Source organism: Cupriavidus sp. GW821-FHT02F09 (assembly GCF_059421605.1).
This window is the reverse complement of the sequence record NZ_JBWKVH010000019.1, coordinates 30,007-56,626: the sequence shown is the minus strand read 5'-3', so window position 1 is coordinate 56,626 and position 26,620 is coordinate 30,007. Positions and strand designations below refer to the sequence as shown.

Here is a 26,620-nt window from a genome sequence, read left to right as displayed (position 1 = left end):
CGTGAGCCAGGCGGCGCAAATCGAGGAACCGGCCGGTTGGCTACCCGGCAGCGAACCGTTCAGTCTGGCAGCGGCCCCGGCGCCAACCAATGCGGCACGGTGTCGCACGCGGCAGGCCGGGCGCCGGTCGTTGTTAAACTCGCGGCATGGATACCATCGCAGCCGTGCCGCCAGACACGGCCCCCTCCCGCCCCGGCTCCGCCACGAGCATCATCCCGGTCCGTCACAACCTGATGAGCCTGCGCCGCCTGTTCTGGCTGCGCTGGGCGCTGATGGGCGGGCAAGCGGTGCTGCTGGTTTCGTGCGAGGCCGTGGCCGGCGTGATCCTGCCATACAGCCCCCTGCTGGCGATCCTGTCCCTGCAAGCGGTGTTCAACCTGCTCACCGGCCTGCGCCTGCGCATGCACACCAGCCGCGGCGGCATGCCGAGCGACGCCGAGCTGATGGGCCAGCTGATGGTCGACCTGACGGCGCTGTCGGCCAACCTGTTCTTCACTGGCGGCGCGACCAACCCTTTTGTCTCGTTCTACCTGCCGGGCCTGGCGATCGCCGCCGCGATCCTGCCGTGGCGCAACGTGATCGCGCTCGCCGCCTACGCGATGGCCTGCTACAGCCTGATGCTGATCGAGTATGTGCCGCTGAACCTGCACAACCCGGACAACGCCATCAACTATCACCTGGCCGGCATGTGGCTCAACTTTGTCGCCAGCGCGACCATGATCGCGGTCTTCGTGGCGCGCCTGTCCGGCGTGCTGCGCCAGCGCGACGCGGAGCTCAACCTGGCGCGCGAACAGTTGCTGCGCGACGCGCGCATCGAAGCGCTGAACGACCAGGCCGCGGCGGTCGCCCACGAGATCGGCACGCCGCTGGCCACGCTGGCGGTCATCGCCGGCGAGCTGCGCGCCGATGCGGCGGACCCGCGCCTGGCCACCACGCAAGTGTCCGCCTACCTGCCGGACCTGCAGACCATGGAACAACAGCTCGAGCTGTGCAAATCGATCCTGGCCCGCCTGCGCGACGACCACGAGACCGCAGCGCCGCAGCGCATCGATGCGTGGCTGGACGGCTACGTGGAACGCTGGCAGTTGCGCCACCCCCATGCCCGGCTGGAAGCCAATGCCATTGGCGAAGCCGCGGCCCTGCCGGTGGAGGCCGCGCGCGTGGGGCAGATCCTGACGATCCTGCTGGACAACGCCGCGCGCAGCCAGCTGGCCGCGGGGCACGAGCAGATTCCGCTGCGCCTGGCCATCGCGCTGGAGAACAACCGCGCGCTGCCGACGCTGATCTTCCGCGTCACCGACCGCGGCCTGGGCATCCCAAAATCCCAGCGCGCGCGCCTGGGCGAAGCACCGATGACCAGCATGCACGGCGGCCAGGGCATTGGCGTGTACCTGGCGCAAAGCGCGGCCCAGCAGATGGGCGGCCGGCTGGCCTGGCATGACCACCACGAGGGCGGCACCGTGGCCGAGCTGCGCCTGCCCGCGCCTTCCCTGGCAGCCTTACCGGCCGCCTCACCGTTTGCCTCACCCCTGACAACGAGCCCGCGATGACCGACGCCCCCCACGATCCCGCCGCCGCCGGCGCACAGCCCGGCGCCAGCGATGCCGCTCCCTTCCTGGTCGTCGACGACGATGCCGTGTTCGCGGGCGCCCTGGCACGCGCGCTGACGCGCCGCGGCTACGCCGTGCAGATCGCCCATAACCGCCAGCAGGCGCTGGCGCTGGCGGCACAAACGCCGTTTGACTACATCACGCTGGACCTGCACCTGAGCGCGCCGCCGGAAGCCGGCAGCACCGCGCCAGCCGAGTCTGGCCTGCAACTGGTCGCGCCGCTGCGCGCGGCGTTGCCCGATGCGCGCATCCTGGTGCTGACGGGCTATGCGAGCATTGCCACCGCGGTGGCCGCGGTCAAGCACGGTGCTGATGAGTACCTGGCCAAGCCGGCCAATGTGGATTCGATCCTGACGGCGCTGATGGCCGGGGTATCGGAAGACGCGGCCGAAGCCGCCATGGAAGAGCCGGTGCCGCTATCGGTGGCCCGGCTGGAGTGGGAGCACATCCAGCGGGTGCTGTCCGAACACGAGGGCAACATCTCGGCCACCGCGCGCGCGCTCAATATGCATCGGCGCACGCTGCAGCGCAAACTGGGCAAGCGGCCGGTATCGCGCTAGGCGTTCGCCGCGAATCCGCAAGCTCAGAGGCGCAACTGCACGTAGTCCCAGTCCAGGTCCTCTTCCTGCCCGGCGGCTTGCTCGGCAATGCGCAGCGCGTCGCTGGCATGGCGGTCGGCACGCGAGCCGAGATCGCCGGCCTGCACGGCCAGTTCCACCGCGGCTTGCGGCGTGGTGCCGGCCAACACGGCGGGCTTCGCCACCACTGGCGCGCTCGCCTGGCGATGTACGGGCGCGGCCTCCGGGCGCACGCAGAGAAAGACAGTGGCCGCGGCAAGGCCGCAAAGTACGCCGAACGAGGACAGTAGCTCGCGTTTCATTTCGTTTCTCCTGCCAGGTTGGTGGTTGGGGATGCGGGTGCTAATCGGCCGGCTACGATCCTTCGATCGTGCCGGCCGCCACTTTGGCATTGCATCGCAACACGCACCAGCGTGCTTACGAATGCTTACCTGTCTTACGCTTCTCTTTACCAGCGTGTCTTATCCGGGTCTCTTACCAGCGTGAATCACGCTCCCACGCTTTCATTTCCTCTTCCACGCGCTCCTTGGTGTAGCCATAGCGCTCCTGGATCCGGCCGGCAAGCTGATCGCGCTTGCCCTGGATCTGGGTAAGGTCGTCGTCTGTGAGCTGACCCCACTTTTCCTTGACCTTGCCCTTGGCCTGGTCCCATTTGCCTGCGATTTGATCCCAATTCATGGTCGCTTCCTCTATCGTGGATGTCGTGGATGGGTGACGTGCCGACTTGGCGTGCTGGCTCAACCTGCTGAGCCAGCGCGCAGGCCAGTTACTTGGCGTACTTGGTCTTCACGTCAGCCAGGCACTTGTCCTTGGCGTCGCCGGACAGTGCATCGCACTTTTGCTTGTCAGCCTTGTAGGCGGCGTCCATGGTGTCCTTCTTGGCGTCGGCGCGCGCTTCGGCGACGTCGGTGCTGGTGCCGGTGGCGGCAGCCTTCTCGACCTTGGCCGAACCCAAGGCCCGCTCGTGGGCAAGCTTGGCTTCCTTCACGCACACATCCTTGTCATTGCCCTTGGCGTCGTCGCATTTTTCCTTGGCCACGCTGTAGTCGGCATCGGCCTTGACCTTGTCCGCCTTGGCGCGCGCCTTGGCGGTGCCATCGCGGGTCGCTTCGGCGTTAGCCTTGGCCACGTCCTCGTCGCGCTTGGCTTCCTTCACGCACACGTCCTTGGCGTTGTCCTTGAGGCTGTCGCACTGGGCGCGCGCGGCCTTGTAGTTGGCGCTGGCGGTCTTCACGGCCGCGTCGTAGTCCGCTTTGGAACCCGCGGGTGCGGCATGCGCCAGCGTGAAGGCCGCAGGGCCGGCAAACATCATCGAACACACTGCTGCGCTCAGCCATTTCTTCATCATGTCGTGCTCCTTTTTCAGTGGCGGATATTGTGGAGGGCAGTCTCGCTCTTGGCCTATGCCGGGTGCGATCCGCGTTTGCCCACACCGTAAGTACAGAGTACGCATGGGCGCCTCCGACAATCAGGCGTGACGCTCCGAAAGCCGCGTAAGACAATTCCGACATGATTTCCGGGGCACACGACGCCTGCGGCCCTGCGCCGCAGGGCCGCAGGCGTCCTTCGGCGCTAGACTGACGCGCTTCCGAGGAGAATCCACATGACCGCATCCCGCCTGCTGCCCGCAGTGACCATCGCGCTGGCCTCGCTTGGCGCAAGCTGGACGCCCGCCGCGTTCGCGCACATCGTGTTCGAGCAAAAGGCCGCGACGGCAGGCAGCTACTTCAAAGGCGCGCTGATGGTGGGGCATGGCTGCAACGGCAGCGCCACCCGCGCCATCACCGTGACCATCCCGGAAGGCGTGCAAGGCGCCCATCCGCAGCCCAAGGCAGGCTGGCAACTGGAAGTGAAACGCGCGCCGCTGGCCAAGCCCTACACCTCGCACGGCAAGACCGTTAGCGAGGACGTACGCACGCTGCGCTGGTTTGCCGGCTCGCTGGCCGACGCGCATTTCGATGAGTTCGTGATGCTGATGAAGCTGCCCGAGCAGGCCGGCAAGCTGTATTTCCCGGTGGTGCAGGAATGCGAGGACGGGCGCACCGAATGGACGCAGATCCCCGCGGATGGCCAGAGCCTGCGCGAGCTGAAGACGCCGGCGGCAGCGCTGGAGCTGACCGCGCCGATGCCGGCGGGGCATGCGCACGCGCACTGAGCGGGCGTATTGCAAAACGACAAAGGGCGCACCGAAGTGCGCCCTTTGTCGTCTGGATCGTCTGGATGCCGCTGAACCGGGCTAAGGCTTACAGCACGTAGCGCGACAGGTCTTCGTTGCCGGCCAGGTCGCCCAGGCGCTCCTCCACATAGGCCGCGTCGATGGTGACCGTCTCGCCCGATGACTTGGTGGCATGGAAGGACAGGTCCTCCAGCAGCCGCTCCATCACCGTGTACAAGCGGCGTGCGCCGATGTTCTCGACCTTCTCGTTGACCGAAAAAGCGATCTCTGCCAGGCGGCGGATGCCATCCGGCGCGAACACCAGCTGCACCTGCTCGGTGTTCAGCAGCGCCTGGTATTGCTTGGTCAGGCTGGCGTCGGTCTGCGTCAGGATGGCCTCGAAGTCGGAGACCGACAGCGATTCCAGCTCGACGCGAATCGGGAAGCGGCCTTGCAGCTCGGGGATCAGGTCGCTCGGCTTGGACAAGTGGAAGGCGCCCGAGGCAATGAACAGGATGTGATCGGTCTTGATCATGCCGTACTTGGTGTTCACCGTGGTGCCCTCGACCAGCGGCAGCAGGTCGCGCTGCACGCCCTGGCGCGACACTTCCGCACCGCCCACGTCGCTGCGGCTGGCGATCTTGTCGATCTCGTCGAGGAAAACGATGCCGTTCTGCTCGACGTTGGCGACAGCCTTGTGCTTGACCTCTTCGTCATTGAGCAGCTTGGCGGCTTCCTCGTCGATCAGCAGCTTGAAGGCTTCGTGCACCTTCATCTTGCGGCGTGCCTTCTTGCCCTGGCCCAGGCCGGCAAACATGGTGCGGATCTGCTCGGTCATGTCTTCCATGCCCGGGGGACCCATGATGTCCATGTTCGGCGAGCCGGCGGCAACCTCAAGCTCGATCTCCTTGTCGTCGAGCTGGCCTTCGCGCAGCTTCTTGCGGAAGACCTGGCGCGTATTGGAATCCTTTTCCTCGGGCTGATTGAAGCCGATATCGCGCGGCGGCGGCAGCAGCACGTCGAGCAGGCGGTCCTCGGCGGCTTCCTCGGCCTTGGCGCGCACCTTCTTCATTTCGGATTCGCGCGCCTGCTTGACCGCCATCTCCGCGAGGTCGCGCACGATGGTGTCCACGTCGCGGCCCACGTAGCCCACCTCGGTAAACTTGGTGGCCTCGATCTTGATGAACGGCGCATCGGCCAGCTTGGCCAGGCGGCGCGCGATCTCGGTCTTGCCGACGCCGGTCGGCCCGATCATCAGGATGTTCTTGGGCGTGATTTCCTGGCGCAGGGGTTCTTCCACCTGCTGGCGGCGCCAGCGATTGCGCAGCGCAACCGCTACCGCCTTCTTGGCCTTGTTCTGGCCGATGATGTGCTTGTCGAGTTCGGAAACAATTTCCGACGGGGTCATGGTATGCGACATGGTATCCGTTCAGAGGAAGACGACGGACCGGAGCGGTGCGGCATCCGGGCCCAGGCGGCCACGCAACAGGTCATTGCGCGGCCGGCCGACGCTCATTCCAGCGTCTCGATGACGAAATTGGTGTTGGTGTAGATGCAGAGCTCGCCGGCAATGCCCAGCGACTTCTCGACGATGTCCTTGGGCGAAAGCTCGGTGTTCTCCACCAGCGCCTTGGCGGCCGACTGGGCATAAGCGCCGCCCGAGCCGATCGCGGCCACGCCGCCTTCGGGGTCGAGCACATCGCCGTTGCCGGTGATCACCAGCGTGGTGTCGCGGTCGGCGGTGATCAGCATGGCCTCGAGCCGGCGCAGCGCGCGGTCCGAGCGCCAGTCCTTGGCGAGGTCGACGGCGGCGCGGGTCAGGTTGCCCTGGTACTTCTCCAGCTTGGCTTCGAAGCGGTCAAGCAGCGAGAAGGCATCGGCAGTGCTGCCGGCGAAGCCAACCAGTACCTTGCCGTTGTAGATGCGGCGGACCTTGCGTGCCGTGCCCTTCATCACAATATTGCCGAGTGTGACCTGGCCGTCACCGCCGACTGCAACCTGGTTGCCGCGCCGGACGCTGACGATGGTAGTGCCGTGATACTGTTCCATGATGGCTTCGCGAGAATGTGTCAGGGAGGTAGGTGGCGACGGCTGCGGTGAATTCAAGGGCCGGCGCAAGCGGCTCTGCGTGCGCATCCGTTGCCGCACCGAAGGCAACCAGAACAATATAGACGAGGCGGCGTTGGCTGCGCGCGGCCAACGCCGCTGGAAGACAAAAGGCCACGCATTGCGCGTGGCCTTTTCACCATCCGCGGGCGGGTGCCGGCGGACGAACCGGATCTTGCGTCTGGTCAGTCTGCGTAGACGCCGGCCTTCTTGATCACCGGGCTCCACTTGCCGATTTCCCCGGCCAGGAAGACCTTCAGCGATTCCGGCGTGGCGCGCTGCGCGGGCACGGCTTCGGCGCCCAGCTCAGCCATCTTGGCGCGGAAGTTGGGGTCCGTCACTGCTTTTTGCAGCGCTGCCGAGAGCTTGTCCACCACCGGCTTGGGCGTGCCCTTGGGCGCGTACATGGCGTGCCAGATCTTCACTTCGACGCCCGGCAGGCCTTGCTCGGCGGCCGTCGGGATGTCCTTGAAGGCTTCCACGCGGCGGCTCTGCATGGCGGCGTACGGCTTGAGCGCGCCCGCCTTGAGCTGGCCGGCGATATTGGTGGTCTGGTCGCACATCAGGTTGACCTGGCCGCCCAGGATATCGGTCAGCGCCGGCGCCGTGCCCTTGTAGGGCACCGTGGTCAGGTCGGTCTGGATCGCGCTCAGGAACAGCAGGCCGCACAGGTGCGAGGCCGAGCCGATGCCAGCGTTGGCCAGCGACAGCTTGCTGGCATTGGCTTTGATATAGGGCAGCAGTTCCTTGAAGCTGGCGGGCGGCAGGTTCTTGTTGCCAATCATCACCATCGGCACGTCGGCGATCTCGCCCACGGTTTCGAAGTCCTTGAGCGGATCGAAGCCGAGGTTGCGGTACAGCGCCGGCGCGGTGGACATGCCGATATGGTGGATCAGGATGGTGTAGCCATCACCCTTGGCCTGCGCAACCTTCTTGGCACCGATGGTGCCGCCAGCGCCGCCCAGATTCTCGATCACCATCGTGGTACCCAGGTGCTTGGACATGATCATGACCAGCTCGCGCGAGACCTTGTCGGTTGGGCCGCCCGCGGCAAAAGGCACCACCACCGATACCGGCTTGCTGCCGGGGAATTCCTCTGCTTGCGCGCCCGCATGCACTCCCATCACGCCGACCGTCAGCGCGGCAGCCACAAACTGTGCAACTCGTTTCATGCTATCTCCTGGATACCCTGCTATTCCCGTCCCGACACTGCCCCGGCCGGAGTGGCGCGCCCTGTCGGGCGCTGCCATTCCTGCGCTGCCGGCCCGATCCGGGCGGCAGCGCCGACCATGACGCGGGCACAGCGCATACGGCCGCGGCGGCTTGGGCCGCGCGACCGGAGCGCAATGCTATCAATGTCGAAAAGTGGCAAATATCCGGAATAACCCGCTAAGACATTTCTTCGCAAAGGTGCGCTAAATGTATCGAACTCGACGCAGCCTGCGGGAATCGGTGCGCAACGGGAGAACCACAGGAGACCAACGGAAGCTCAACAGAAGATCAACGGAAGAAGCCGAGCATTTCCTCCTGCAGCACCCCCGGCGCCTCCTCGGGGATGTAATGCCCGCAGGGCACCGCGCGGCCGCTGACCTCGCTCGCCACCTCTTGCCACAGCGCCAACGGCTCGAAACAACGCGCCACCACGCCATGCTCGCCCCACAGCACGCGCAGCGGGCAATCCAGCCGGCGGCCATCGGCGCGGTCCGCCCGGTCATGGTCCAGGTCGATGGTGGCTGCCGCGCGGTAGTCCTCGCACATGGCATGCACGTGGGCCGGATCGCGCATGGCGGCGGTGTAGGCGGCCATCGCCTCGGGCGCGAACGGGCTCAGCCCGGCGTGGCGCAGGCCCATCAGCTTGTTGAGATAGAACTCGGGCTCCGCGTTGATCAGCGTTTCCGGGAATGGCGCCGGCTGGATCAGGAAGAACCAGTGCCAGTAGGCGGCGGCAAATGCCATGCTGGTGCGTTCGTACATGGCCAGCGTGGGAGCAATGTCCAGCAGCATGGCGCGCGTGACCCGGCCGGGATGGTCCGCGATCAGCCTATGCGCCACGCGCGCGCCGCGGTCGTGGGCGCATAGCGCAAAGTGGTCGAAACCCAGCTGCGCCATCACCGCCACCTGGTCCTGCGCCATCGCGCGCTTGCTGTAGGTTTCAAAGCCGGCCTTGCCCGGCGGCGCGCTGCTGCTCCCATAGCCGCGCAGGTCGGTGGCGATCACGGTGAAGTGGTCGGCCAGCGCGGGTGCCGCCTTGTGCCAGATCAGGTGGCTCTGGGGATGGCCATGCAGCAGCAACAGCGGCGGCCCGGAGCCGCCGCGCACGCCGGCGATCTCCAGGTCGCCGATGTGCAGGCGAAAGGGCTCGAAATTGGGGAACAGCAGGGCGCTGGCGTCGTTCTGCATGTAGTGTCTCCTCGGGTCTCGGGGGCCTGCTGGCGATGATAGACGCAAACCGCTGGCGCGACGGCGCGCGGGCCGAGGACGGCCGCCAGGGTGCCGAGTTGACGCAACTGAATTGCATCACCCGGGGCGCTATGGTTAAATCGGTCCATGAGCAGCAGCCCCTCCCCCACCCAGGCCATGCCTGGATCCGCCATGCCCCCCGCGCCGGCCACCCTGGACGCAGCCCACGAACGCCTGCGCGAGCTGGGTGCGCGTGTGACCCAACCGCGCCTTGGCATCCTGGCCTGCCTGATGGAAAGCCACGAGCCGCTGACCCACCAGGCCGTGATCGACCGCATGCCGGCCGATGGCGAAGCGATCGACCGCGTGACCGTGTACCGCGTGCTCGACTGGCTGGTCGAGCAAGGGCTGGCCCAGAAACGGGCCGGCCACGACCGGGTCTTCCGCTTCAGCCTGGTCGAGCATGAGGCCGCGCGCGCGCAGGTGCACCGGCAGCACAGCCACTTCCATTGCAACCGCTGCGACCGCACCTTCTGCCTGGACGGCGTCAGCGCGCCGGCGCAAGCCGCGCCCAAGGTGCCGAGCGGCTTTGCCGTGGAGCATGTGGAGCTGACCGTGAACGGCGTTTGCGCCGAATGCGGCGCACGCACCCCTGGCAAGCATGGCTGAGCGGCGTCACCGCCCGCTCGCTAGATAAACGAACAAGTTACCCAAACCCGACTTACCCCGCGCACGACAGGCCAAAGCGGCATCCCTTCCCGGAGAAAACAATGTCCAAACTGATCCCGGTCACGATCCTGACCGGCTTCCTCGGCAGCGGCAAGACCACCCTGCTCAAGCGCATCCTGAGCGAGCAGCACGGCATGAAGATCGCCGTGATCGAAAACGAGTTCGGCGAAGAGAACATCGACAACGAGATCCTGGTGCAGGATGGCCGCGAGCAGATCGTGCAGATGAGCAACGGCTGCATCTGCTGCACCATCCGCGGCGACCTGGTGGCGGCGCTGTCCCAGCTGATGACCCGCCGCGACGCCGGCGAGATCGATTTCGACCGCGTCGTGATCGAAACCACGGGCGTGGCCAATCCGGGCCCGGTGGCCCAGACCTTCTTCATGGACGACGAGATCGCCCAGCGCTACCTGCTGGACGCCGTGATCACCCTGGTGGACGCCAAGCACGCCAACCAGCAGCTCGACAAGCAGGAAGAAGCGCAGCGCCAGGTGGGCTTTGCCGACGCCATCTTCGTCACCAAGGCCGACCTGGTGCCGGAAGGCGAGATCGCCGACCTGCGCCACCGCCTGCTGCACATGAACCCGCGCGCGCCCGTGCGCACGGCGCATTTCGGCGAAGCGCCGATCGACACAATCTTTGACCTTCGGGGCTTCAACCTGAACGAAAAGCTGGAAATCGACCCGGATTTCCTGCGTGCCGAGGCCGAAGAGCATGATCACGACCATGCGCACGAGCACACTCACGGCGACCACTGCGCCGATGACTGCGGCCACGATCATCATGACCAGCACGGTCACGGCCATGATCACAAGCACGACCACCACCATCACCACCACCACACCGACCGCATCGGCTCGTTCGTCTTCCGTAGCGAAAAACCCTTCAATTACGCCAAGCTGGAGGAATTCCTGTCTGGCATCCTGTCGGTCTACGGAGAAAACCTGCTGCGCTACAAAGGCGTACTCTATATGGACGCGGTGGACCGGAAAGTGGTCTTCCAGGGCGTGCATCAGCTGATGGGCAGCGATATTGGCGCAAAATGGGGCGATGAAACCCCCGGCACCAAGATGGTCTTCATTGGCGTGGACCTGCCCAAGGACGCCATCCTGAAGGGCCTGGCCACCTGCCTGGCCTAAAGCCGGCAGGCAGCGCCGCCCGCCCTGCCGCCCCCCCTCGTCGGAGGGGGGCCGGGATATCAGGGAAAACTCCCCGCTTTTCTCCCATATCTCCAAAATTTTTGTTCAAGTACAATAGGCTGGATTTAGTGCGGGTAACGTAGCCTTTTGTCTTTTGTCTTTTGGCCATTTGGTCATTTGGTCATTTGGCGATGGTGCCCGCAATGCAGGGCGGCGGTCGTCGTCAGCATGAGGCGGGCTGCCGGCAGGTGCGGTCGCAGTGCTTTATGCGGAGACCGCCCTCCGCTTGGGGCACCCGTCACGCGCCGTCATCGATCGACGCGAGAGAGAGGTGTCCCATGGTAGCCGCAACGAAAACGAAACAAAGCCGCAGCAAAAGCAGCAACGCTGCGGCCGAGACGCTGAAGGCGCAGTCCATGGAGGCTGCGCCTGCTCCCCGCGGCAGTACGGCGCACGCCGGTGCGGGCGAGGCCAAGGGAGGCACGCACAGCAGCCAGTCTGCAGCCAGCCAGAGCGAAACCTCCGCGCCGCGCAAGCGGCCGGACACTGCACCCGAGCGGACCAAGACGCCGCCGGTCGCACCAACAAGAGAATCAGCAGCAACCATGAGCAGCAATAAACTTCTGACTGAAGCTGAAATCCTGAAGATGGGCGACAAGGATTACATGAACGAAGCGCAGCTTGGCTTCTTCAAACATCGCCTTGAGCAGCTGCGCGACGATATCCTGAAAAACGCCGACCAGACCACCGAGCACCTGCGCGAAACGGTCATCGTGCCGGATCCGGCGGACCGCGCCACCATCGAGGAAGAGCACGCGCTGGAACTGCGCACGCGCGACCGCGAGCGCAAGCTGCTCAAGAAGGTCGAGCAATCGCTGGCCCGCATCGAGTCCGGCGACTACGGCTGGTGCGAGGAAACCGGCGAGCCGATCGGCGTGCCGCGCCTGCTGGCCCGGCCCACCGCCACGCTGTCGCTGGAAGCCCAGCAACGCCGCGAACTGCGCCAGAAGCTGTTCGGCGACTGATTCCGCGACTGCCCGGGGCTTGTCGCCCCGCGCGCCAGACGGCCCGGTTCTCCGGGCCGTTTTGTTTGAGCGGCACGACACCGGCAGGCATCGCCTGCCATTCATCATTCGCCTTTGTGGTGTCACAGGCACGGGCCTATCATTAGGAACGGCGGGATTCGTGCGGCCATCGCGCGCCCCGAATTGCCTGCTTTCCCCCTTGCTTTCTGATACAGTCGCAACTTTGTTGCAATAACACGCGCCCCAACCCCGGCGCGACTCGATGCCATGGCCGATCGCCTGCCCGTCACCGTGCTGTCCGGATTCCTCGGTGCCGGCAAGACAACCCTGCTCAATCATGTCCTGGCCAACCGCGAAGGCAAGCGGGTGGCCGTGATCGTCAACGACCTGGCCGACGTCAACATCGACGCCCGCCTGCTTGGCGATGGCATGCTGGCGCAGGCTGGCGAGCGCCTGATCGAGCTGACCAATGGCTGCATCTGCTGCACGCTGCGCGAGGATCTGCTGACCGAGATCGGCAAGCTGGCGCGCGAGGGCCGCTTCGATTACCTGCTGGTCGAGTCGACCGGGGTCGCCGAGCCGCTGCCCATCGCGGAGACCTTTACCTTCGAGGATGAGCAAGGCGTGGCGCTGGACACCGTCGCCCGCCTGGATACCATGGTGACGGTCGTCGATGCCGCGCACTTCCTGCAAGACTTCAACGAAGCCGACTTCCTCCAGGACCGTGGCCAGGCGCGCGACGAGGACGACGACCGCACGGTGGTCGACCTGCTGATCGAGCAGGTCGAGTTCTGCGACGTGATCGTGCTCAACAAGCTCGACCTCGTCAGCGAGGCCGAGTGTGAGCGCCTCGCCGGCATCCTGCATTCGCTCAACCCGCGCGCGGCCATCGTGCCGGCCAGCTTTGGCAAGGTACCGCTGGACAGCATCCTCGACACCGGCCGCTTCGACTTCGACGCCGCCGCCGCCGCCCCGGGCTGGCTGGCGGAACTGCGCGGCGAACACGTGCCGGAGAGCGAGGCCTACGGCATCGGCAGCTTCGTCTACCGCCGCCGCCGCCCCTTCCATCCGCAGCGCTTCGCCGAGCTGATCCACACCGAGTGGCTGCGCGAGCATGGCAATGTGCTGCGCTCCAAGGGCTTCTTCTGGCTGGCCACGCGCATGCACGCAGCCGGCACCTGGGGCCAGGCAGGCGGCGTGTGCCGCCACGGCGGCGCCGGCGCCTGGTGGGCCGCGCTGGATTCGTCCGAATGGCCGGAAGACGAAGCAGGCCGCGCCGAGCTCGAAGCCGATATGACGGTGGATGGCAAACCCGCGCCATTTGGCGACCGGCGCCAGGAACTGGTGCTGATCGGCCAGGACCTTGACCGCCCCACGCTCGAAGCGCTGCTGGACGCCTGCCTGCTGACCGACGCGGAAATGGCTGCTGGCCCGGATGCCTGGGCGCAGTACGCCGACCCGTTCCCGAGCTGGGACGACGGCCTGGACGATGACGGCCACGAGCATGGCGACGACTGCGGTTGCGATGACCCTGGCCACGATCACGGCGGCCATGGCCACTGAGGCCGTTCGGCCCTGGCAGCGCCTAGAGCGCCGGCGCGAGCGCGGCCTCGGCCTGTGGCCGGCGCTCTGGCTGGCGCTGTGCCTGCTGCTGGCCCAGCATGCCGGACTGACACACCGTATTCATCACGGTGGGCTGTTCAGCCCGACGCTACAGGCCGCCGCCGGCAATGGCGAGGCTGCCCTGCCTGTTACCGGCGCCAACGACAACGAGATCCAGGTCACCGATAGCGCCCAGGCAGATCCCGATCTGCCGCTCTCGCTCAAGCTGGCGGGGCACTTCTGCGTCTTGTTCGACGGCGCCACCGTGGCCGCCAGCCATTGCGGCACGCCGGCCATGCCGGCGCTCACGCACCTGCAGTCGCCGGTGCCGTTCAGCGTGGGCTGGCGCCGGCCCGACCTGCAACATCCCCAGCCTTTCCGCTCGCGCGCCCCTCCGGCCGTTCACGCTCTCGCCTGAAACCCGGGCCGCGGTTGCCAAGCCGCCGCCCGCCGCCTGTCGCATCGCGCCGCGCTCCTGAATCTTGCTGCCCGCCGCCGTCCCGCGCATTTAGCGCCGGACGGCGCGCGGCCGGCATCCGGACGCTGGCGTCACGCGCTCGAAAGCACCCAAGAACAATGCGAGCCATGTCTTTCCGCCTCCAACAAACCCATATCCTGCGGCGCACGCCGCTCGCCGCCGTGGCGGCCCTGATCGCCTCCGCCTCCGTTTCCACAGGCGTGTTCGCGCAAAGCGCCCCGGCTGCATCGACGGCTGCGGCAGCAGCCGCGCCGGCAGCACCCTCCGCCCCGACCACGCTGCGCGAGGTGGTCATCACAGCCAACCCGCTGGGCAGCGAGCTCACCGACCTGGTGGCGCCAGTCTCCACCCTCAGCGGCGATGCCCTTGCCGTGCGCCAGGGCAGCACGCTGGGCGACACCCTGGACAAGCTGCCGGGTGTGTCCTCCAGCTACTTCGGCCCGAACGCCAGCCGCCCGATCATCCGAGGCCTGGACGGCGACCGCATCAAGGTGCTGCAGAACGGCGGCACCACGGTCGACGCCTCCACCCTGTCCAACGACCACGCCGTGCCAATTGATCCGCTGGTGGCAGAGCGCATTGAAGTGGTGCGCGGCCCCGCCGCGCTGATGTACGGTGGCAACGCCATCGGCGGCGTGGTCAACGTGATCGACAACCGCATCCCGAAGGAGCCAATCCAGGGCATCGGCGGCGCGGTGGACGCCAGCGCCACCGCCGGCGGCGACAGCGCGCGCAACGCCAGCGGCCTGCTCGAGGCCGGCAATGGCCAGATCGCCATCCATGCCGACGCCTTCGCCCGCAAGACCAGCAACCTGCGCATCCCCGGCTACGCGCGCAGCGCCAGCGTGCGCAACAGCCAGCCGCTGCCGGAGGGCGAAAGCGAGGCCTACGGCCGCCTGCCCAACAGCAACGCGCAGCAGTCGGGCGGCTCGCTGGGCGGCGCCTACACCTGGGCTGACGGCTTCGTCGGCGCCAACTACAGCGAGTACCACAGCGAATACGGTACCCCCGCCGAAGACACCGTGCGGCTGCAGATGCGCCAGCAACGCTTCGCGCTCGAAGGCGAGGCGCGCAACCTGGCCGGCAACACCGGCGGCTTCATCGAGTCGGTCAAAGGCAAGTTCAGCTACACCGACTACGAGCACAAGGAAATCGACGCGGGGCAGACCGGCACCATCTTCAAGAACAACGGCTGGGACGCACGCTTCGAGGCCAAGCACGCGCGCATCGGCAACATGACTGGCGTGATCGGCACCCAGTTCGGCTCGACCCGCTTCTCGGCGCTTGGCGAGGAGGCCTTCGTGCCGAGCACCGACACCGACAACGCCGCGCTGTTCATCTTCGAGGAAATGCCGCTGACCGCCAGCGGCGACCTCAAGCTCAACCTGGGCGGCCGCATGGACCACACCAGCGTGAAGGCGCAGGCCAACGGCAACGACCGCTTCTCCGACGCCAGCCGCAGCTTCAACGCCGGCAGCGCCTCGGCCGGCCTGCTCTACAAGCTGGCGCCGGCCTGGTCGCTGACCACCAACCTGGCCTACACGGAGCGCGCCCCAACCTTCTACGAGCTGTACGCCAATGGCCCCCACGTGGCCACCGGCTCGTGGGAGCAGGGCGACCCCAACGCCGCCAAGGAACGCGCCACCTCGCTGGACCTGGGCGTGCGCTTCAAGTCAGGCCCGCACAGCGCCGGCCTGTCGGGCTACTACAGCCGCTTCGCGAACTACCTGGCGCTCACCAACACCGGGAGCGCGCGCGACGCGGAAGGCGATTTCGTCGCGCCCGGCGGCGCCGGCGCATTGCCCGTGATGCAATACATGGGCGTGCCCGCCACGCTGTACGGCTTCGAGGCCGAAGGCAAGGCGCGCGTCGCGCAGAAGCTGCTGACCGGCAGCGACACGCTGGACCTGGAGGCCCGCGCGGACTACGTGCACGGCGAGAACCGCAACACCGGCCAGCCGCTGCCGCGCCTGTCCCCGCTGCGCCTGGGCGGCGCGGTGGTATACGGCGCCGGCCCGTGGGGCGCGCGCGCGGACGTGACCTACGCCGCCCGCCAGACGCGCGTGCCGTCCAACGACACGCCCACCGATGCGTACACCTTGCTGGGCGTGTCCATCACGTACAAGTTCAAGATGGCGGGCACCCAGACGCTGGTCTACCTGCGCGGCGACAACCTGACCAACCAGGACGCCCGCAGCGCCACCTCGATCCTGCGCGACATTGCGCCGCTGGCAGGGCGCAGCGTCAAGCTGGGCGTGCGCACAACGTTCTAAGCAGCACCGCGGCGGCGGGTCTTGCCCGCCCCGCGTGGTAACAATCTGGTATCGGTGCCGGCATGATGGCGCACGGGGGATAGAATCCGCATGGTGCGCGCGCGGCACACGGCCGCGCGCTCCTGGATCTTCCCGAGCCCGCCCATGTCCGGTACCGAACCCGCAAACGCTTCAGCGGCTGCAGCCGCCGCTGCCCCCGCCTTCACCCGCCCGCGCTGGCTGCGCGACCTGCTGCGCTTCCTGCCGCTCAAGAGCCAATTCGTGCTGTCGGGCAGCGTACGCGACCTGCAGGCCTGCGAGGTGGCGCCCGGCGTCATCGCGCCGCAGTCCTTCGCGTTAGCCATGCATGGCGCCCTGCGCGAAGCGGGCTACGCCCATGTTTTTCTCTACGACCCGATAGCAGGCTTCCAGGCGCTGTGCGCGCCCGGCGAAGACAGCAAACCGGCCGAGGCCATCCTGCAGCAATTCGGCCTGACCGTGAGCGAAGGCCGCGCCAATGCCGGCATCGACCTGCTCGGCGCCACGCTGGAGCGCTTCGCCGCGCACCCCGGCGAGCCGCTGGCGCTGATTGTGGATTTCGCTTCGCGGCTGCTCACGCGCGCAGACAACCCCAGCCCCGCCGAACACCAGTTGTTCACCCGCGCGCTGGTGCTGTCGCACCAGGTCCGCTCGCGCCCGGCCGGCACGGCGCGCAAGCCCTTCTTCAACAGCATCCTGTGGGTGGTCGACAAGGAAGGCGACCTCCCCGACTGGCTGCTGGTGGGCAACCCGCGCCTGCGCCATATCCCAGTGGCCAAGCCCGATCACCACGCCCGCCGCGCGCTGGCACCGGCGCTGCTGCGCGGCCTGGCGGGCGCGCAGGACGCCGATGCGCAGGCCATCCAGCAGGCGCAGCAGGCTTTCGTCGATGACACCGAGGGCATGCTGCTGCTCGATCTGAACGCCATCGCGCAACTGGCGCGCGTAGAAGGCGTGCCGCTGGCCCAGGTGACCGACGCGGTGCGCCGCTACAAGGTGGGCGTCACCGAGGACCCCTGGCTGAAGATCGATCGCAACCGCATCCGCGGCGCGAGCGAATTCATTAGCCGCCGGGTCAAGGGCCAGGGCCACGCGGCCACGCACATGCTCGATATCGTCAAGCGCGCCATGACCGGCGTGGGCGGCGGGCGGCGCGGCGGACGGCCGCGCGGCGTGGCCTTCCTGGCCGGGCCCACCGGCGTGGGCAAGACCGAGCTGGCCAAGACCATCACCAGCCTGCTGTTCGGCGACGAGAGCGCCTACATCCGCTTCGACATGTCCGAGTTCAGCGCCGAGCACGCCGACCAGCGCCTGATCGGCGCGCCGCCCGGCTACGTCGGCTATGACGTGGGCGGCGAGCTGACCAACGCGATCCGCGAAAAGCCCTTTGCGGTGGTGCTGTTCGACGAGATCGAGAAGGCCCATCCGCGCATCCTCGACAAGTTCCTGCAGATCCTGGACGACGGCGTGCTGACCTCGGGGCGCGGCGACCGCGTGTATTTCTCCGAGGCGCTGATCGTGTTCACCTCCAACCTGGGCATCTACCGCACCGGCGCAGATGGCCAGCGGGTGGCCAACGTCAACCCGGCCGAGCCCTTCGAGGCGGTACAGGCCAAGGTGCGCAGCGAGATCGAGCGCTACTTCAAGCTGGAGCTGAATCGCCCGGAGATCCTCAACCGCATCGGCGAGAACGTGATCGTGTTCGATTTCATCCGCGCCGATATCGCCGCGCAGATCTTCACGCAGATGGTGGACAACGTGCTGGCCGACCTGGCGCGCCAGGACCTGCACCTGAGGCTGGCCGCCGGTGCATTGCAAGCGCTGCGCGAGCGCTGCCTGGCCGATCTCACCAACGGCGGGCGCGGCATCCGCAACCAGGTCGAAGCCCACCTGCTAAACCCGCTGGCGCGCGCGCTGTTCGACCAGGACGCGCAGCCGGGCGAGCGCTTCGAGATCGCCGGCCTGACAACCGGCGCCTTCACGCAGCTCAGCCTGCAACGCCTGTGAGCGGCGCCGAGGCAGCGCTGGATTTGTCGCGCTTGCATTTCCCCGTCACGACGCTCGGCCCAGGGCAGCGCGTCGGCATCTGGCTGCAAGGCTGCTCGATCCGCTGCCCCGGCTGCATCTCGGCAGACACCTGGCAGGCCGGTAGCGGGCGCAGCGTGAGCGTGACAACGTTGATGGCGACGCTGGCACCCTGGCTGGCACAGGCCGAGGGCGTCACCATCTCGGGCGGCGAGCCGTTCGAGCAGCCGGAGGGCCTGATGGCGCTGCTGCATGCGCTGCGCGCGGCCTGCCCGCTCGACATCCTGGTCTACAGCGGCCATCCCATCGAGGCGCTGGCACCCGTGCTGGCGCGCGCCGACGGCCTGATCGACGCGCTGATATCCGACCCGTTCGCGCTGCGCGCGCCGCAGACGCTGGCGCTGCGCGGCAGCGACAACCAGCGCCTGCACCTGCTCACCCCGCTTGGCCGCGCGCGCTTCGGCGCCTTCGAGCGCCCGCTGGCCGCACACGATCGCGCGCTCGACCTGATGTTCGACGACGACGGTACCGTGTGGCTGGCCGGCATCCCCCGGCGCGGCGACCTCGGGCGGCTGCGCGCGCTGCTGCAGGCCCAGGGCCACACCATCACCATCACCGAGGACCGCGCCGCCAGGCGGCCCGAACCCAACGGATACTCCCAGCCATGATGCGTTTTTGCCCCAACTGCCAGACCGAACGTTCACTGGCGGAGATCTTCTGTGAAGGCTTGTTCGGCCACGCGCCCTGCGGCTGGGACCTGTCTGGCGAAGCGATCCATGCGCCGGGCTGGCGCCCCGCGGCAACGGCAACCACCGCTACGCCTGCCGCCGCGCAGCAGGCGTCCGGCGTGGTGCCAGGCCACTGCCTCAATGGCCACCCGATGGCCGCCGACGACCTGATCTGCCTGCAATGCGGAGCCGATCCGGCAGGCGATGTGCTGAACGCCAACGCCGAAGCCAACGCCGAAGCCAACGTCATCGCCGGCTGGCGCCTGCTGCACCGCATCGCCAGCACCGACGGCGTGCGCGAGCGATATGCCGCGCAGCAGGTCGATACGCAACGCCACGCCGTGCTGACGCTCTACCGCGCCGGCGCCGAGCCCGACCCGGCCGTCTACGCGCTGCTGCAACGCCTGCCGCGCGCTCACGTGCCAGAGATCCTTGCCACCGGGCGCTGGCAGGAGCGTGCCTATGAAGTGGCCGAGGAACTCAGCGGCGGCACGCTGGCCGACCTTGGCATCGTCGCCGGCGACCTCGAGCGGATTCGCCATATCGTGCGCGAGCTTGGCGAGGCGCTGCATGTGTTCTCGGAAGCCGGGCTGCGCCACCGCGACCTGCGCCCCGGCACGCTGCTGGTGCGCCAGCGCGAGCCGCTCGACCTGGTGGTCAGCGGCTTCGGCTCGGCGCGGCTGTCGGACTTCGACCTCGACATCGTCTCGCCGCTGGAGACCTCGCGCTATATGGCGCCCGAAGCCATCGCCGGCGGCGTCGCGGCCGCCTCCGACTGGTGGAGCCTGGGCATGATCCTGCTGGAGCAGGTCACCGGCGGCGCCTGCTTCGCGGACATCCATCCGCAGGCCTTCCTGATCCACGTGCTGGCCAACGGTGTGGCGCTGCCCGATGACCTCGATCCCGAATTGCGCCTGCTGCTGCGCGGCCTGCTGGCGCGAGACCGCAATCAGCGCTGGCAATGGCCGCAGGTGCAGGCATGGCTGCATGGCGAGGCAGTCGATACCCCCGCCGACAGCAGCGAGCAGGCCACCGAGCACGACAGCAGCGCCGCCAGCGCCATCGAACTGGGCGGCCGGCGCTACCGCAGCCCGGCGCAGCTTGCACTCGCCGCCGCGGAAGCCGGCAACTGGGACCAGGCCGGCGACCACCTGCGGCGCGGCGTCATCGTGACCTGGGCGCAGGATGCCGCGCTGCCCGCGCAGCGCCTGTCCGGCCTGCGCGAAGTGGCGCGCAACGAGGGCCTGGAAGACGATTTCCGCCTGATGCTCGCCCTCAAGCTGCTCAACCCGGAAATGCCGCTGATCCTGCGCGGCGACATTGTCACGCCGGGCTGGCTGCTGCAGCATCCACAGCAGGGCTACGCGCTGCTCGCAGGCCTGGCGCCCGACCTGCTGTCCCGCTTCGACAACGAGCACTGGCTGGTCCGCCTCAAGATCCGCGCGGCCCAGGTGCGCCAGCGCGCGCGCAGCCTGGAGATCGAGCTTGACGAGGACAGCCTGCGCATCCACTTGTTGTCGAGCTCGCGCGCGCGTCTCGCCGCGCTGTGGGAGGCGCGCCGGCGACTGCTACCGGACAGCAGCCATGCCGGCGTGCTGTCGCTGGCCGAGCGCCGGCTGATTGGCGAGGAAGACCTGATCGTGCTGCTGTCCGCCGCGCCCGGCCAGTTCCGCTCGATCGATGCGATCGTCGAGCAAGCCGCGGCGCTGGCCCGGCGCGAGGACGTGCTCGCGTTCAGCGACAACACCGCGCGCGCCTGGCTCGAACAGGGCCGGCAGGTGATCTGGCAGGCGGTGGACGCGCGCCTGGAAGGCTTCGCGCGCAGCAGCGTGGCCGCGGTCGATGGCTGGGCCGCGCAGTTCCGCCTGGAGCGGCGGCTGCCGCTGGCGCAGGCGCTGGTGCTGCTGGCGGTGCCGCCAGAGCAATGGCTCGCGCCGCAAAAGCAGCAATACGTGGCCGACATCCTCGACTTCTTCCAGAAGAAGGTGGCCACCGCCGTGCTGCGCGGGCCGCTGGTGCGCATGAGCATCGGCAAGACTACCGCGCGCATCGACCTGCGCGAGCTCGACAGCGCGCGCCGTCCCGCCGGCGCGTTGCTCGACCACTTGCTCCAGCGCAATGCGCAGCCGATCTCGCTGGACCCCGCCCTCTTCGGCGAGCGCCCCGAGCTGGAGCTGCGCCTGCAGAGCCTGTACCGGCACAGCACGCTCTACCGTCGCGATACCGGCATCGACGGCCTCTACCTCGGCTTTCCGTTCCTACTCACGCGCGACGCGCGCGGCAACACCAAGACCCGCATCGCGCCAGTGCTGTTGTGGCCGGTCAAGCTGTTGCTGGAAGTCGGCAGCCGGGGCCAGGCAGCGCTGGCCTTCGACGGCGAGCGCGAAGAGGTGCGCCTGAACCCGGCGCTGGAAGCGCTGCTGGGCATGGAGGCCAGCCGCCGCTGGCGCGACGCCGCCGACGAGCTGCTGGGGCGCTCCGCGCTCAAGGCCGGCGAGGTGATGGACGCCTTCGGCACGCTGGCCAGCGCGAGCGAGCGTGTGCTGGGGCGCCTGCCCGGACTCGACACGCAGGTGCAGCCTTATCAGGACGCCCTGTCGTGCGCGGCAGTGCTGTTCCATGTCACCTTCATGGGCCAGGCGGTCGGCGAGGACCTGCGGCAGCTCAAGACCCTGCCTGGCGGCGGCACGGGGCTGGAGACCGCGTTGCGGCTGGGCGCGGGCCATGCTGCCGCGCCGGATGCCGACGCTGCAACCGAAGCGGCCGACGCCACCGACGCCACGCAGCCGCCAGAGCGCGAGCGCTACTTCACCGTGGCGAGCGATCCCTCGCAGGAAGCGGCAGTGTTGCAGGCGCGGCAGGCGCCGGGCCTGCTGGTCGAAGGCCCGCCCGGAACCGGCAAGAGCCAGACCATCGTCAATATGGTGGCCGATGCGCTCGGCCGCCAGCGCAGCCTGCTGATCGTGTGCCAGAAGCAGGCCGCGCTCGACGTGGTGCGAAAGCGGCTGGTTGCCGAAGGACTGGAGCAGCGCATCGTCATGTTGAGCGACGTGAACCGCGACCGCGAGCCGGTGATCCGTGGCGTGCGCGAGCAGCTCGAGGCGCTGTTGAAGACGCCTGACGCCGGTCCGCCCGCATGGCGCGCGCAACGCGAGCGCGTCGCCGCGCGCATCGAAGCGCTGGAGGGAGAACTGGACCGCCACCAGCAAGCACTGCACCAGGTCGATGCGCGCATTGGCCTGAGCTACCGCGCCTTGCTGGGCGAACTGGTGGCGCTGGAACAAGGCGGGCCACCGCTGGACGTGCCGGCGCTGCGCGCCAGGCTGGAGCCGCTCGACACCGCCAGCCTTGCAGCGCTGGAAGAAGCCTGCGCACCGCTGGCCCGGCACTGGCTGCCCGCGCGTTTCGAAGGCAGCCCGCTGGCGCGCCTGCGCCCCTTCGCCACCGACAGCGCCACGCTCGCCGATTTCAGCGAGAACTTCGAGCGCCTGGTGCAAACTGAACAAGCGCGCGCCGATGTGCTCGCGCACCGTCCCGCGGCATTCGAAGTCGAAGATCCCGGCCCGCATCGCGCATGGCTCGCCAGCCACGGCGACGCGTTGCTCGCGCTCGACGACGGGCGCCGCGCCGACCTGGCACGCTGGCTGCCACTGTTCCGTGCGCTGGGCGCAGCGCCGGCCAGCACGGCCTCTTGCGCGACCACTCGCGGCGCCGCACTGCTGGCGCAGCTCGCGCAGGTGCAACAGCAGCTCGCCGACTGCCCGCAGGACGCGCATGATGCCGTGCTGTCGCCCGCGCTGGCCGCACTCGACGCAGGCGAACTCGCCGCAGCGGTCGCACGCGCCGAGCAACTGGCGACGCCCGCCGGCCTGCTTGGCCGCCTTAGCCCGGCGCGCTGGCTGCGCCAGCGCAAGCAACTGGCCTTGCTGCAACGCTGCAGCGGCAATGCCGCGGCCGGGACGGATTCCAGCCGGCTGACGGCGCTGGCCATGGCAGCGCGGCTGGAACAGCAATGGCGCGCGCCACGCCAGGCCCTGCGCGACATCCTGCAACACCTCTCGCTACCCGCGCCCGCCACCGACGCCGGCCCGGCACTCCCTGCGCTATGCGCCGACGCGCAGGCCCGCCTGCACGATGCAGCGGCAATGTGCGATCGCCTCGCGCAAGCCCCTCGCGCCGAGCAGGTCGAAGCCGCGCTCGCCAGCGGACGGCGCGAGACGGTGGTCGCCTTGCTGGCCGGATTCGACGCGGCTTTCGCGCGCTGCGAAGCACGCCGCCTCAGCCACGCCGCGCTGCAACGCCTGGCCGGCTGGTGCGAGCCGGATTGGATTGCCGCCTGTGATGAAGCCATTGGCGGCAACAAGAACAGCGCGCCTTTGACGGCGCCGCTTGCGGCGGCATTGCCCACGCTGCCGGCCTATCAGCGGTTCCGCAGCCGCGCCAGCCAGCTCGGCCCTGACGCGCTGGCCGTGTTCGCCACGCTGCGCGACAAGCAGCAAGCGCTCGAAGCGATACCGGCCGACACGCTCGAGGCCGAGGTGCGGCGCCTGCTCAACCGGGAGGCGCGCCTCGCCTGGAAGCGGCAACTTGAGCTGCATCACCCGGCGCTGCAACTCGAACGCGGCGAAACCGAGGCGCGCGTGAGCGCGCTGGCCGCCGCCGACGTCGAGATGCGGCGGCTCAACCGCGCACTGCTGGTTCATGGCATCGAGCGCAGCCGCGTGCGCCCGCTCAAGGAATGGGAGGACATCACCCGCCTCACCGGACGGCGCGCGCGCAGGCTACGGGAGTTCATCGAGCTGGGTGCGCCGCTGGGGCTCATGGCGCTGCGCCCGGTGTGGCTGATGAACCCCGACGTGGCTAGCCGCGTGCTGCCGCTCAAGGCAGGGCTCTTCGACACCGTGATCTACGACGAAGCCTCGCAGATGCCCATCGAGTACGCGTTGCCGACCCTGTTCCGCGGCCGCGTCGCGGTGGTCAGCGGCGATGAGAAGCAGATGCCGCCGACCAGCTTCTTCTCCAGCCGCATCGAGAGCGACGAGGCCGAGCTGTTCGACGGCGAGGCCCCTGACGAAAACGCCGACGAGGCCGTGCAGGACGCCTTTGACGAGGAGTGGAACCGGCGCGAGATCAAGGATTGCCCCGACCTGCTGCAACTGGCCCGCACCACCTTGCCCAGCGCCACGCTGCAGATCCACTACCGCTCGGCCTACCGAGAACTCATCGGCTTTTCCAACGCTGCGTTCTATGGCAGCCGGCTCAGCGTGCCGGTGCGCCATCCGCGCACGCGCATCCTGCAGGACAAGCCCGTGGAGCTGATCCGCGTGGACGGCCTCTACCAGAACCAGACCAACCCCGCTGAAGCCGAGAAGGTGGCAGACCTGCTCGCCACGCTATGGCAGGCGCCGTTCGCCGAGCGGCCCTCGGTGGGCGTGGTCACCTTCAACCGCAAGCAGGCCGACCTGATCGAAGAAGTGCTGGAGGCACGCGCCTCGCGCGACGGCGATTTCCGCGCCGCCTACCGCGAGGAACGCGAACGCAGCGAAGGCGGCGAGGACATGGCGGTATTCGTCAAGAACGTGGAAAACGTGCAGGGCGACGAGCGCGACATCATCGTGTTCTCCACCACCTTTGGCCGCAATGGCCAGGGGAGCTTTCGCCGCAACTTCGGCGTGCTCGGCCAGAAGGGCGGCGAGCGCCGCCTGAATGTAGCCGTCACGCGGGCACGCCGCAAGGTGGTAATGGTGACCTCGATGCCCATCTCCGATATTTCCGACATGCTGTCCACGCGCCGCGCGCCGGCCATCCCGCGAGACTTCCTGCAAAGCTATCTTGAGTATGCCCGCACGCTGTCCGCCGGTGAATTCCCCGCCTGCGAAGGCCTGCTCGGCAGGCTCCAAGGCGAACGGGCGGAAAGCGCGCGCAGCGCCGGCAGCGAAGTCGACGATGCACCCCAGGACGGTTTCAAGGCCGCGGTAGCCAGCTATGTCCGCAGCCTCGGATGGGAGCTCGCGCCGGCCAGCGAAGGCGACGCCTTCGGGCTGGACTATGCCATCGAGGACCCGCGCACCGGCCTGTATGCGCTGGGCATCGAATGCGATGCGCCGCGCCACGCGCTGCTGGCCCGCGCCCGTGCCCGCGAGATCTGGCGCCCTTCGGTCCTGGCGCGCGCCATCGCGCGTATGCACCGCGTTTCCTCGCACGGCTGGTACCACGATGGCGAGAGCGAGCGTGCACGCCTGAAGGCAGCGATCGAAGCCGCCACGCGCCCGGCGGTGCAGCTGGACGAAGCGCTGGGCGAAACCGCCACGCATGCCGCCGCCGAAGCGGCATCGACAGGAGCGACGCCATGAGCGGCCCCAAGGTAGTCCGGGTAGTCACCCGGGAAGAGCGCATCGCACGCGGGCGCGACCAGCTCGCGCGACTCGACCACGCCATCGCCAACTGGAGCCACGAAGGACAGCGCCTGGGACAGCTCGACCAAGCCACGCTGGCGGCCACGCGCGAGCGCCGCGCCGGCCTGCAGGCGCTGCTGGAAGCCGATCGGTTCGAGGCGCTGCAGCGCGGCGCCGCGGCTGAGCTTGCCTTCCTGCAGGGCGATCTCGAGGCATGCCGGCAGCGTTGCGCGGAGCAAGCCGGACAGGCCCGCCAGCAGCAGCGGCAGTTGATGCAGAACGCCGCCACATTGCGCCGCGCGGATCAGCAGCGGGGTCAGCAACGGGCTTTGCCAGCGGATTTGCTGACGGCGCTGCAGGCCATCGAAGACGGCACCCTGCATGGCCCGCAAGCGCAGGCTGCGCTTGCACGCGGCTTCACCCTGATGGCGCCGCCGGAAGAGCAAGCCGCGCTGAGCGATGCGCAGCGCGCGCTCGCCAACGCCCTGTCGGCTGGCGAGCCCACCGAAACGCTGTCGCAATGGCAGGCGCGCCAGCCCGGCGCCACCGATGCGCGCCTGCGCCAGATCGATCGTCACATCGGCATGCTGGAAGCGCTGGATGACCACGACGCCGCCGCCGGCTTCGCCGCGCGCGCAGCCAACGCCCAGGCCGAGACGGCATCGGCACGGCACAGCATGCTGCTGGACAGCCTGTTGCTGGATCTTGCCGCGGCAGCGCGGGAGCGCCAGGTGCGTGCCGCCTGCCTGCTGCGCCTGGATACGCTGGCGGCGCGCCTGGACAGCCTTGGCACGTTGGGATCCGGCGCCCCGGATCAGGACGCTCTCGCCCTGCGCAAAATCATCGACATTGCGCGCCAGGCGGCGGACGCAGCCACCATCGGTGCGCAATGCGAGCACGGCGAAGCAATGCTCGAAACCCTGCTCCAGCGTCAAGCCGCGCTCGCCCGCCGCGAGGCCGTGCTGGGAGGCCTGGCCAGCCTTGGCTACGAGGTGCGCGAAGGCATGGCGACCGCATGGGCAGAGCACGGCAAGGTGGCGCTGCGCAAGACTGCCACGCCGGGCTATGGCGTGGAACTTGGTGGCGCCGGCGACAGCGCACGGCTGCAAGTGCGCGCCGTGGCCTTCTCCGAGACACGCGACACCAGCCGCGACCGTGATATCGAGACCCTCTGGTGCGGCGAATTCACCCGTTTGCAGGCACTGGTGGCGCAGCGTGGCGCAGGCATCGAGATCGAGCGCGCGCTGCCGGTGGGCGCCGCGCCATTGCGGGTCGCGACGCTGGAGAACGATCCCGCGCAGGCTGCCCCCGCGACGGCTGCGCCGCTGCAGCGCACGCTGCCACGCGCGTAGCCACCCG

The 26,620-nt window shown here is 68.3% G+C and carries 20 protein-coding genes; 13 read left to right on the top strand and 7 right to left on the bottom strand.

Translation table 11 applies throughout. The features are described from left to right. Window positions 1-146 precede the first annotated feature (146 nt). Entirely contained in the window at window positions 147-1,550 is a 1,404-nt protein-coding gene (locus tag AC07XB_RS21280) for an ATP-binding protein (RefSeq protein ID WP_492374307.1), read from the top strand. Then, complete coding sequence (locus AC07XB_RS21275; RefSeq protein ID WP_492374306.1) at window positions 1,547-2,170, top strand: response regulator transcription factor; 624 nt, start codon at window positions 1,547-1,549, stop codon at window positions 2,168-2,170. Before AC07XB_RS21280 ends, AC07XB_RS21275 begins: the two co-directional genes overlap by 4 nt. Before the next feature lie 23 nt (window positions 2,171-2,193). Here AC07XB_RS21275 and AC07XB_RS21270 read toward each other — a convergent pair whose 3' ends face one another. From AC07XB_RS21270 to AC07XB_RS21260, 3 genes are all read right to left on the bottom strand, one after another. Continuing rightward, on the bottom strand, window positions 2,194-2,490 hold the full coding sequence (locus AC07XB_RS21270) for a hypothetical protein (protein WP_492374305.1): 297 nt from the start codon (window positions 2,488-2,490) through the stop codon (window positions 2,194-2,196). Between the two features lie 172 nt (window positions 2,491-2,662). Beyond that, the gene (locus AC07XB_RS21265; RefSeq protein ID WP_150989795.1) at window positions 2,663-2,866 is read right to left on the bottom strand and encodes a CsbD family protein; all 204 of its coding nucleotides are present in this window, start codon (window positions 2,864-2,866) and stop codon (window positions 2,663-2,665) included. 88 nt (window positions 2,867-2,954) lie between these two features. Further along, window positions 2,955-3,536 (bottom strand): hypothetical protein, encoded by a 582-nt coding sequence (locus AC07XB_RS21260; protein ID WP_492374304.1) that lies wholly within the window; start codon window positions 3,534-3,536, stop codon window positions 2,955-2,957. A 255-nt stretch (window positions 3,537-3,791) separates the two neighbouring features. On the opposite strand from AC07XB_RS21260, the gene AC07XB_RS21255 reads away from it, so the two are divergent. Continuing rightward, window positions 3,792-4,343, top strand: a complete 552-nt coding sequence (locus AC07XB_RS21255; RefSeq protein WP_492812870.1) for a YcnI family copper-binding membrane protein — start codon at window positions 3,792-3,794, stop codon at window positions 4,341-4,343. A gap of 88 nt (window positions 4,344-4,431) precedes the next feature. On the opposite strand, the gene hslU is transcribed toward AC07XB_RS21255, so the two are convergent. From hslU to AC07XB_RS21235, 4 genes are all read right to left on the bottom strand, one after another. Continuing rightward, a complete protein-coding gene (hslU, locus tag AC07XB_RS21250; RefSeq protein ID WP_492830310.1) occupies window positions 4,432-5,763 on the bottom strand; it encodes an ATP-dependent protease ATPase subunit HslU in 1,332 nt (443 codons plus the stop codon). Between the two features lie 92 nt (window positions 5,764-5,855). After that, window positions 5,856-6,392: an ATP-dependent protease subunit HslV gene (gene hslV, locus AC07XB_RS21245; RefSeq protein ID WP_006162714.1), complete on the bottom strand. Its 537-nt coding sequence runs from the start codon at window positions 6,390-6,392 to the stop codon at window positions 5,856-5,858. Between the two features lie 242 nt (window positions 6,393-6,634). Further along, entirely contained in the window at window positions 6,635-7,621 is a 987-nt protein-coding gene (locus tag AC07XB_RS21240) for a tripartite tricarboxylate transporter substrate-binding protein (protein WP_492374302.1), read from the bottom strand. Window positions 7,622-7,949: 328 nt separating this feature from the next. After that, window positions 7,950-8,849 carry an alpha/beta fold hydrolase gene (locus tag AC07XB_RS21235; protein WP_492374301.1) on the bottom strand — a complete coding sequence of 300 codons (900 nt, stop codon included), beginning with the start codon at window positions 8,847-8,849 and terminating at the stop codon, window positions 7,950-7,952. Between the two features lie 147 nt (window positions 8,850-8,996). Here AC07XB_RS21235 and AC07XB_RS21230 point away from each other — a divergent pair, with 147 nt between their 5' ends. The 10 genes from AC07XB_RS21230 to AC07XB_RS21185 all read left to right on the top strand — a co-directional run bounded on the left by AC07XB_RS21230 (window position 8,997) and on the right by AC07XB_RS21185 (window position 26,613). Beyond that, a complete protein-coding gene (locus AC07XB_RS21230; RefSeq protein ID WP_492374300.1) occupies window positions 8,997-9,518 on the top strand; it encodes a Fur family transcriptional regulator in 522 nt (173 codons plus the stop codon). A 101-nt stretch (window positions 9,519-9,619) separates the two neighbouring features. Further along, window positions 9,620-10,717 carry a CobW family GTP-binding protein gene (locus tag AC07XB_RS21225; RefSeq protein WP_492374299.1) on the top strand — a complete coding sequence of 366 codons (1,098 nt, stop codon included), beginning with the start codon at window positions 9,620-9,622 and terminating at the stop codon, window positions 10,715-10,717. Between the two features lie 605 nt (window positions 10,718-11,322). Further along, window positions 11,323-11,742, top strand: a complete 420-nt coding sequence (dksA, locus tag AC07XB_RS21220) for an RNA polymerase-binding protein DksA (RefSeq protein ID WP_006164034.1) — start codon at window positions 11,323-11,325, stop codon at window positions 11,740-11,742. Window positions 11,743-12,009: 267 nt separating this feature from the next. Next, window positions 12,010-13,305, top strand: coding sequence for a zinc metallochaperone GTPase ZigA (gene zigA, locus AC07XB_RS21215; protein ID WP_492812862.1), 1,296 nt, complete (start codon window positions 12,010-12,012; stop codon window positions 13,303-13,305). Continuing rightward, window positions 13,295-13,762 carry a hypothetical protein gene (locus AC07XB_RS21210; RefSeq protein ID WP_492830307.1) on the top strand — a complete coding sequence of 156 codons (468 nt, stop codon included), beginning with the start codon at window positions 13,295-13,297 and terminating at the stop codon, window positions 13,760-13,762. The genes zigA and AC07XB_RS21210 overlap by 11 nt, the downstream gene beginning before the upstream one ends. Before the next feature lie 167 nt (window positions 13,763-13,929). Beyond that, the gene (locus AC07XB_RS21205; protein WP_492830305.1) at window positions 13,930-16,095 is read left to right on the top strand and encodes a TonB-dependent receptor; all 2,166 of its coding nucleotides are present in this window, start codon (window positions 13,930-13,932) and stop codon (window positions 16,093-16,095) included. 144 nt (window positions 16,096-16,239) lie between these two features. Then, window positions 16,240-18,120 carry an AAA family ATPase gene (locus tag AC07XB_RS21200; RefSeq protein WP_492830303.1) on the top strand — a complete coding sequence of 627 codons (1,881 nt, stop codon included), beginning with the start codon at window positions 16,240-16,242 and terminating at the stop codon, window positions 18,118-18,120. Continuing rightward, window positions 18,117-18,806: a 4Fe-4S single cluster domain-containing protein gene (locus AC07XB_RS21195; protein ID WP_492374294.1), complete on the top strand. Its 690-nt coding sequence runs from the start codon at window positions 18,117-18,119 to the stop codon at window positions 18,804-18,806. Before AC07XB_RS21200 ends, AC07XB_RS21195 begins: the two co-directional genes overlap by 4 nt. Continuing rightward, complete coding sequence (locus AC07XB_RS21190; RefSeq protein ID WP_492830301.1) at window positions 18,803-25,219, top strand: AAA domain-containing protein; 6,417 nt, start codon at window positions 18,803-18,805, stop codon at window positions 25,217-25,219. The genes AC07XB_RS21195 and AC07XB_RS21190 overlap by 4 nt, the downstream gene beginning before the upstream one ends. Beyond that, window positions 25,216-26,613: a hypothetical protein gene (locus AC07XB_RS21185; RefSeq protein ID WP_492374292.1), complete on the top strand. Its 1,398-nt coding sequence runs from the start codon at window positions 25,216-25,218 to the stop codon at window positions 26,611-26,613. Before AC07XB_RS21190 ends, AC07XB_RS21185 begins: the two co-directional genes overlap by 4 nt. Window positions 26,614-26,620: the final 7 nt, after the last annotated feature.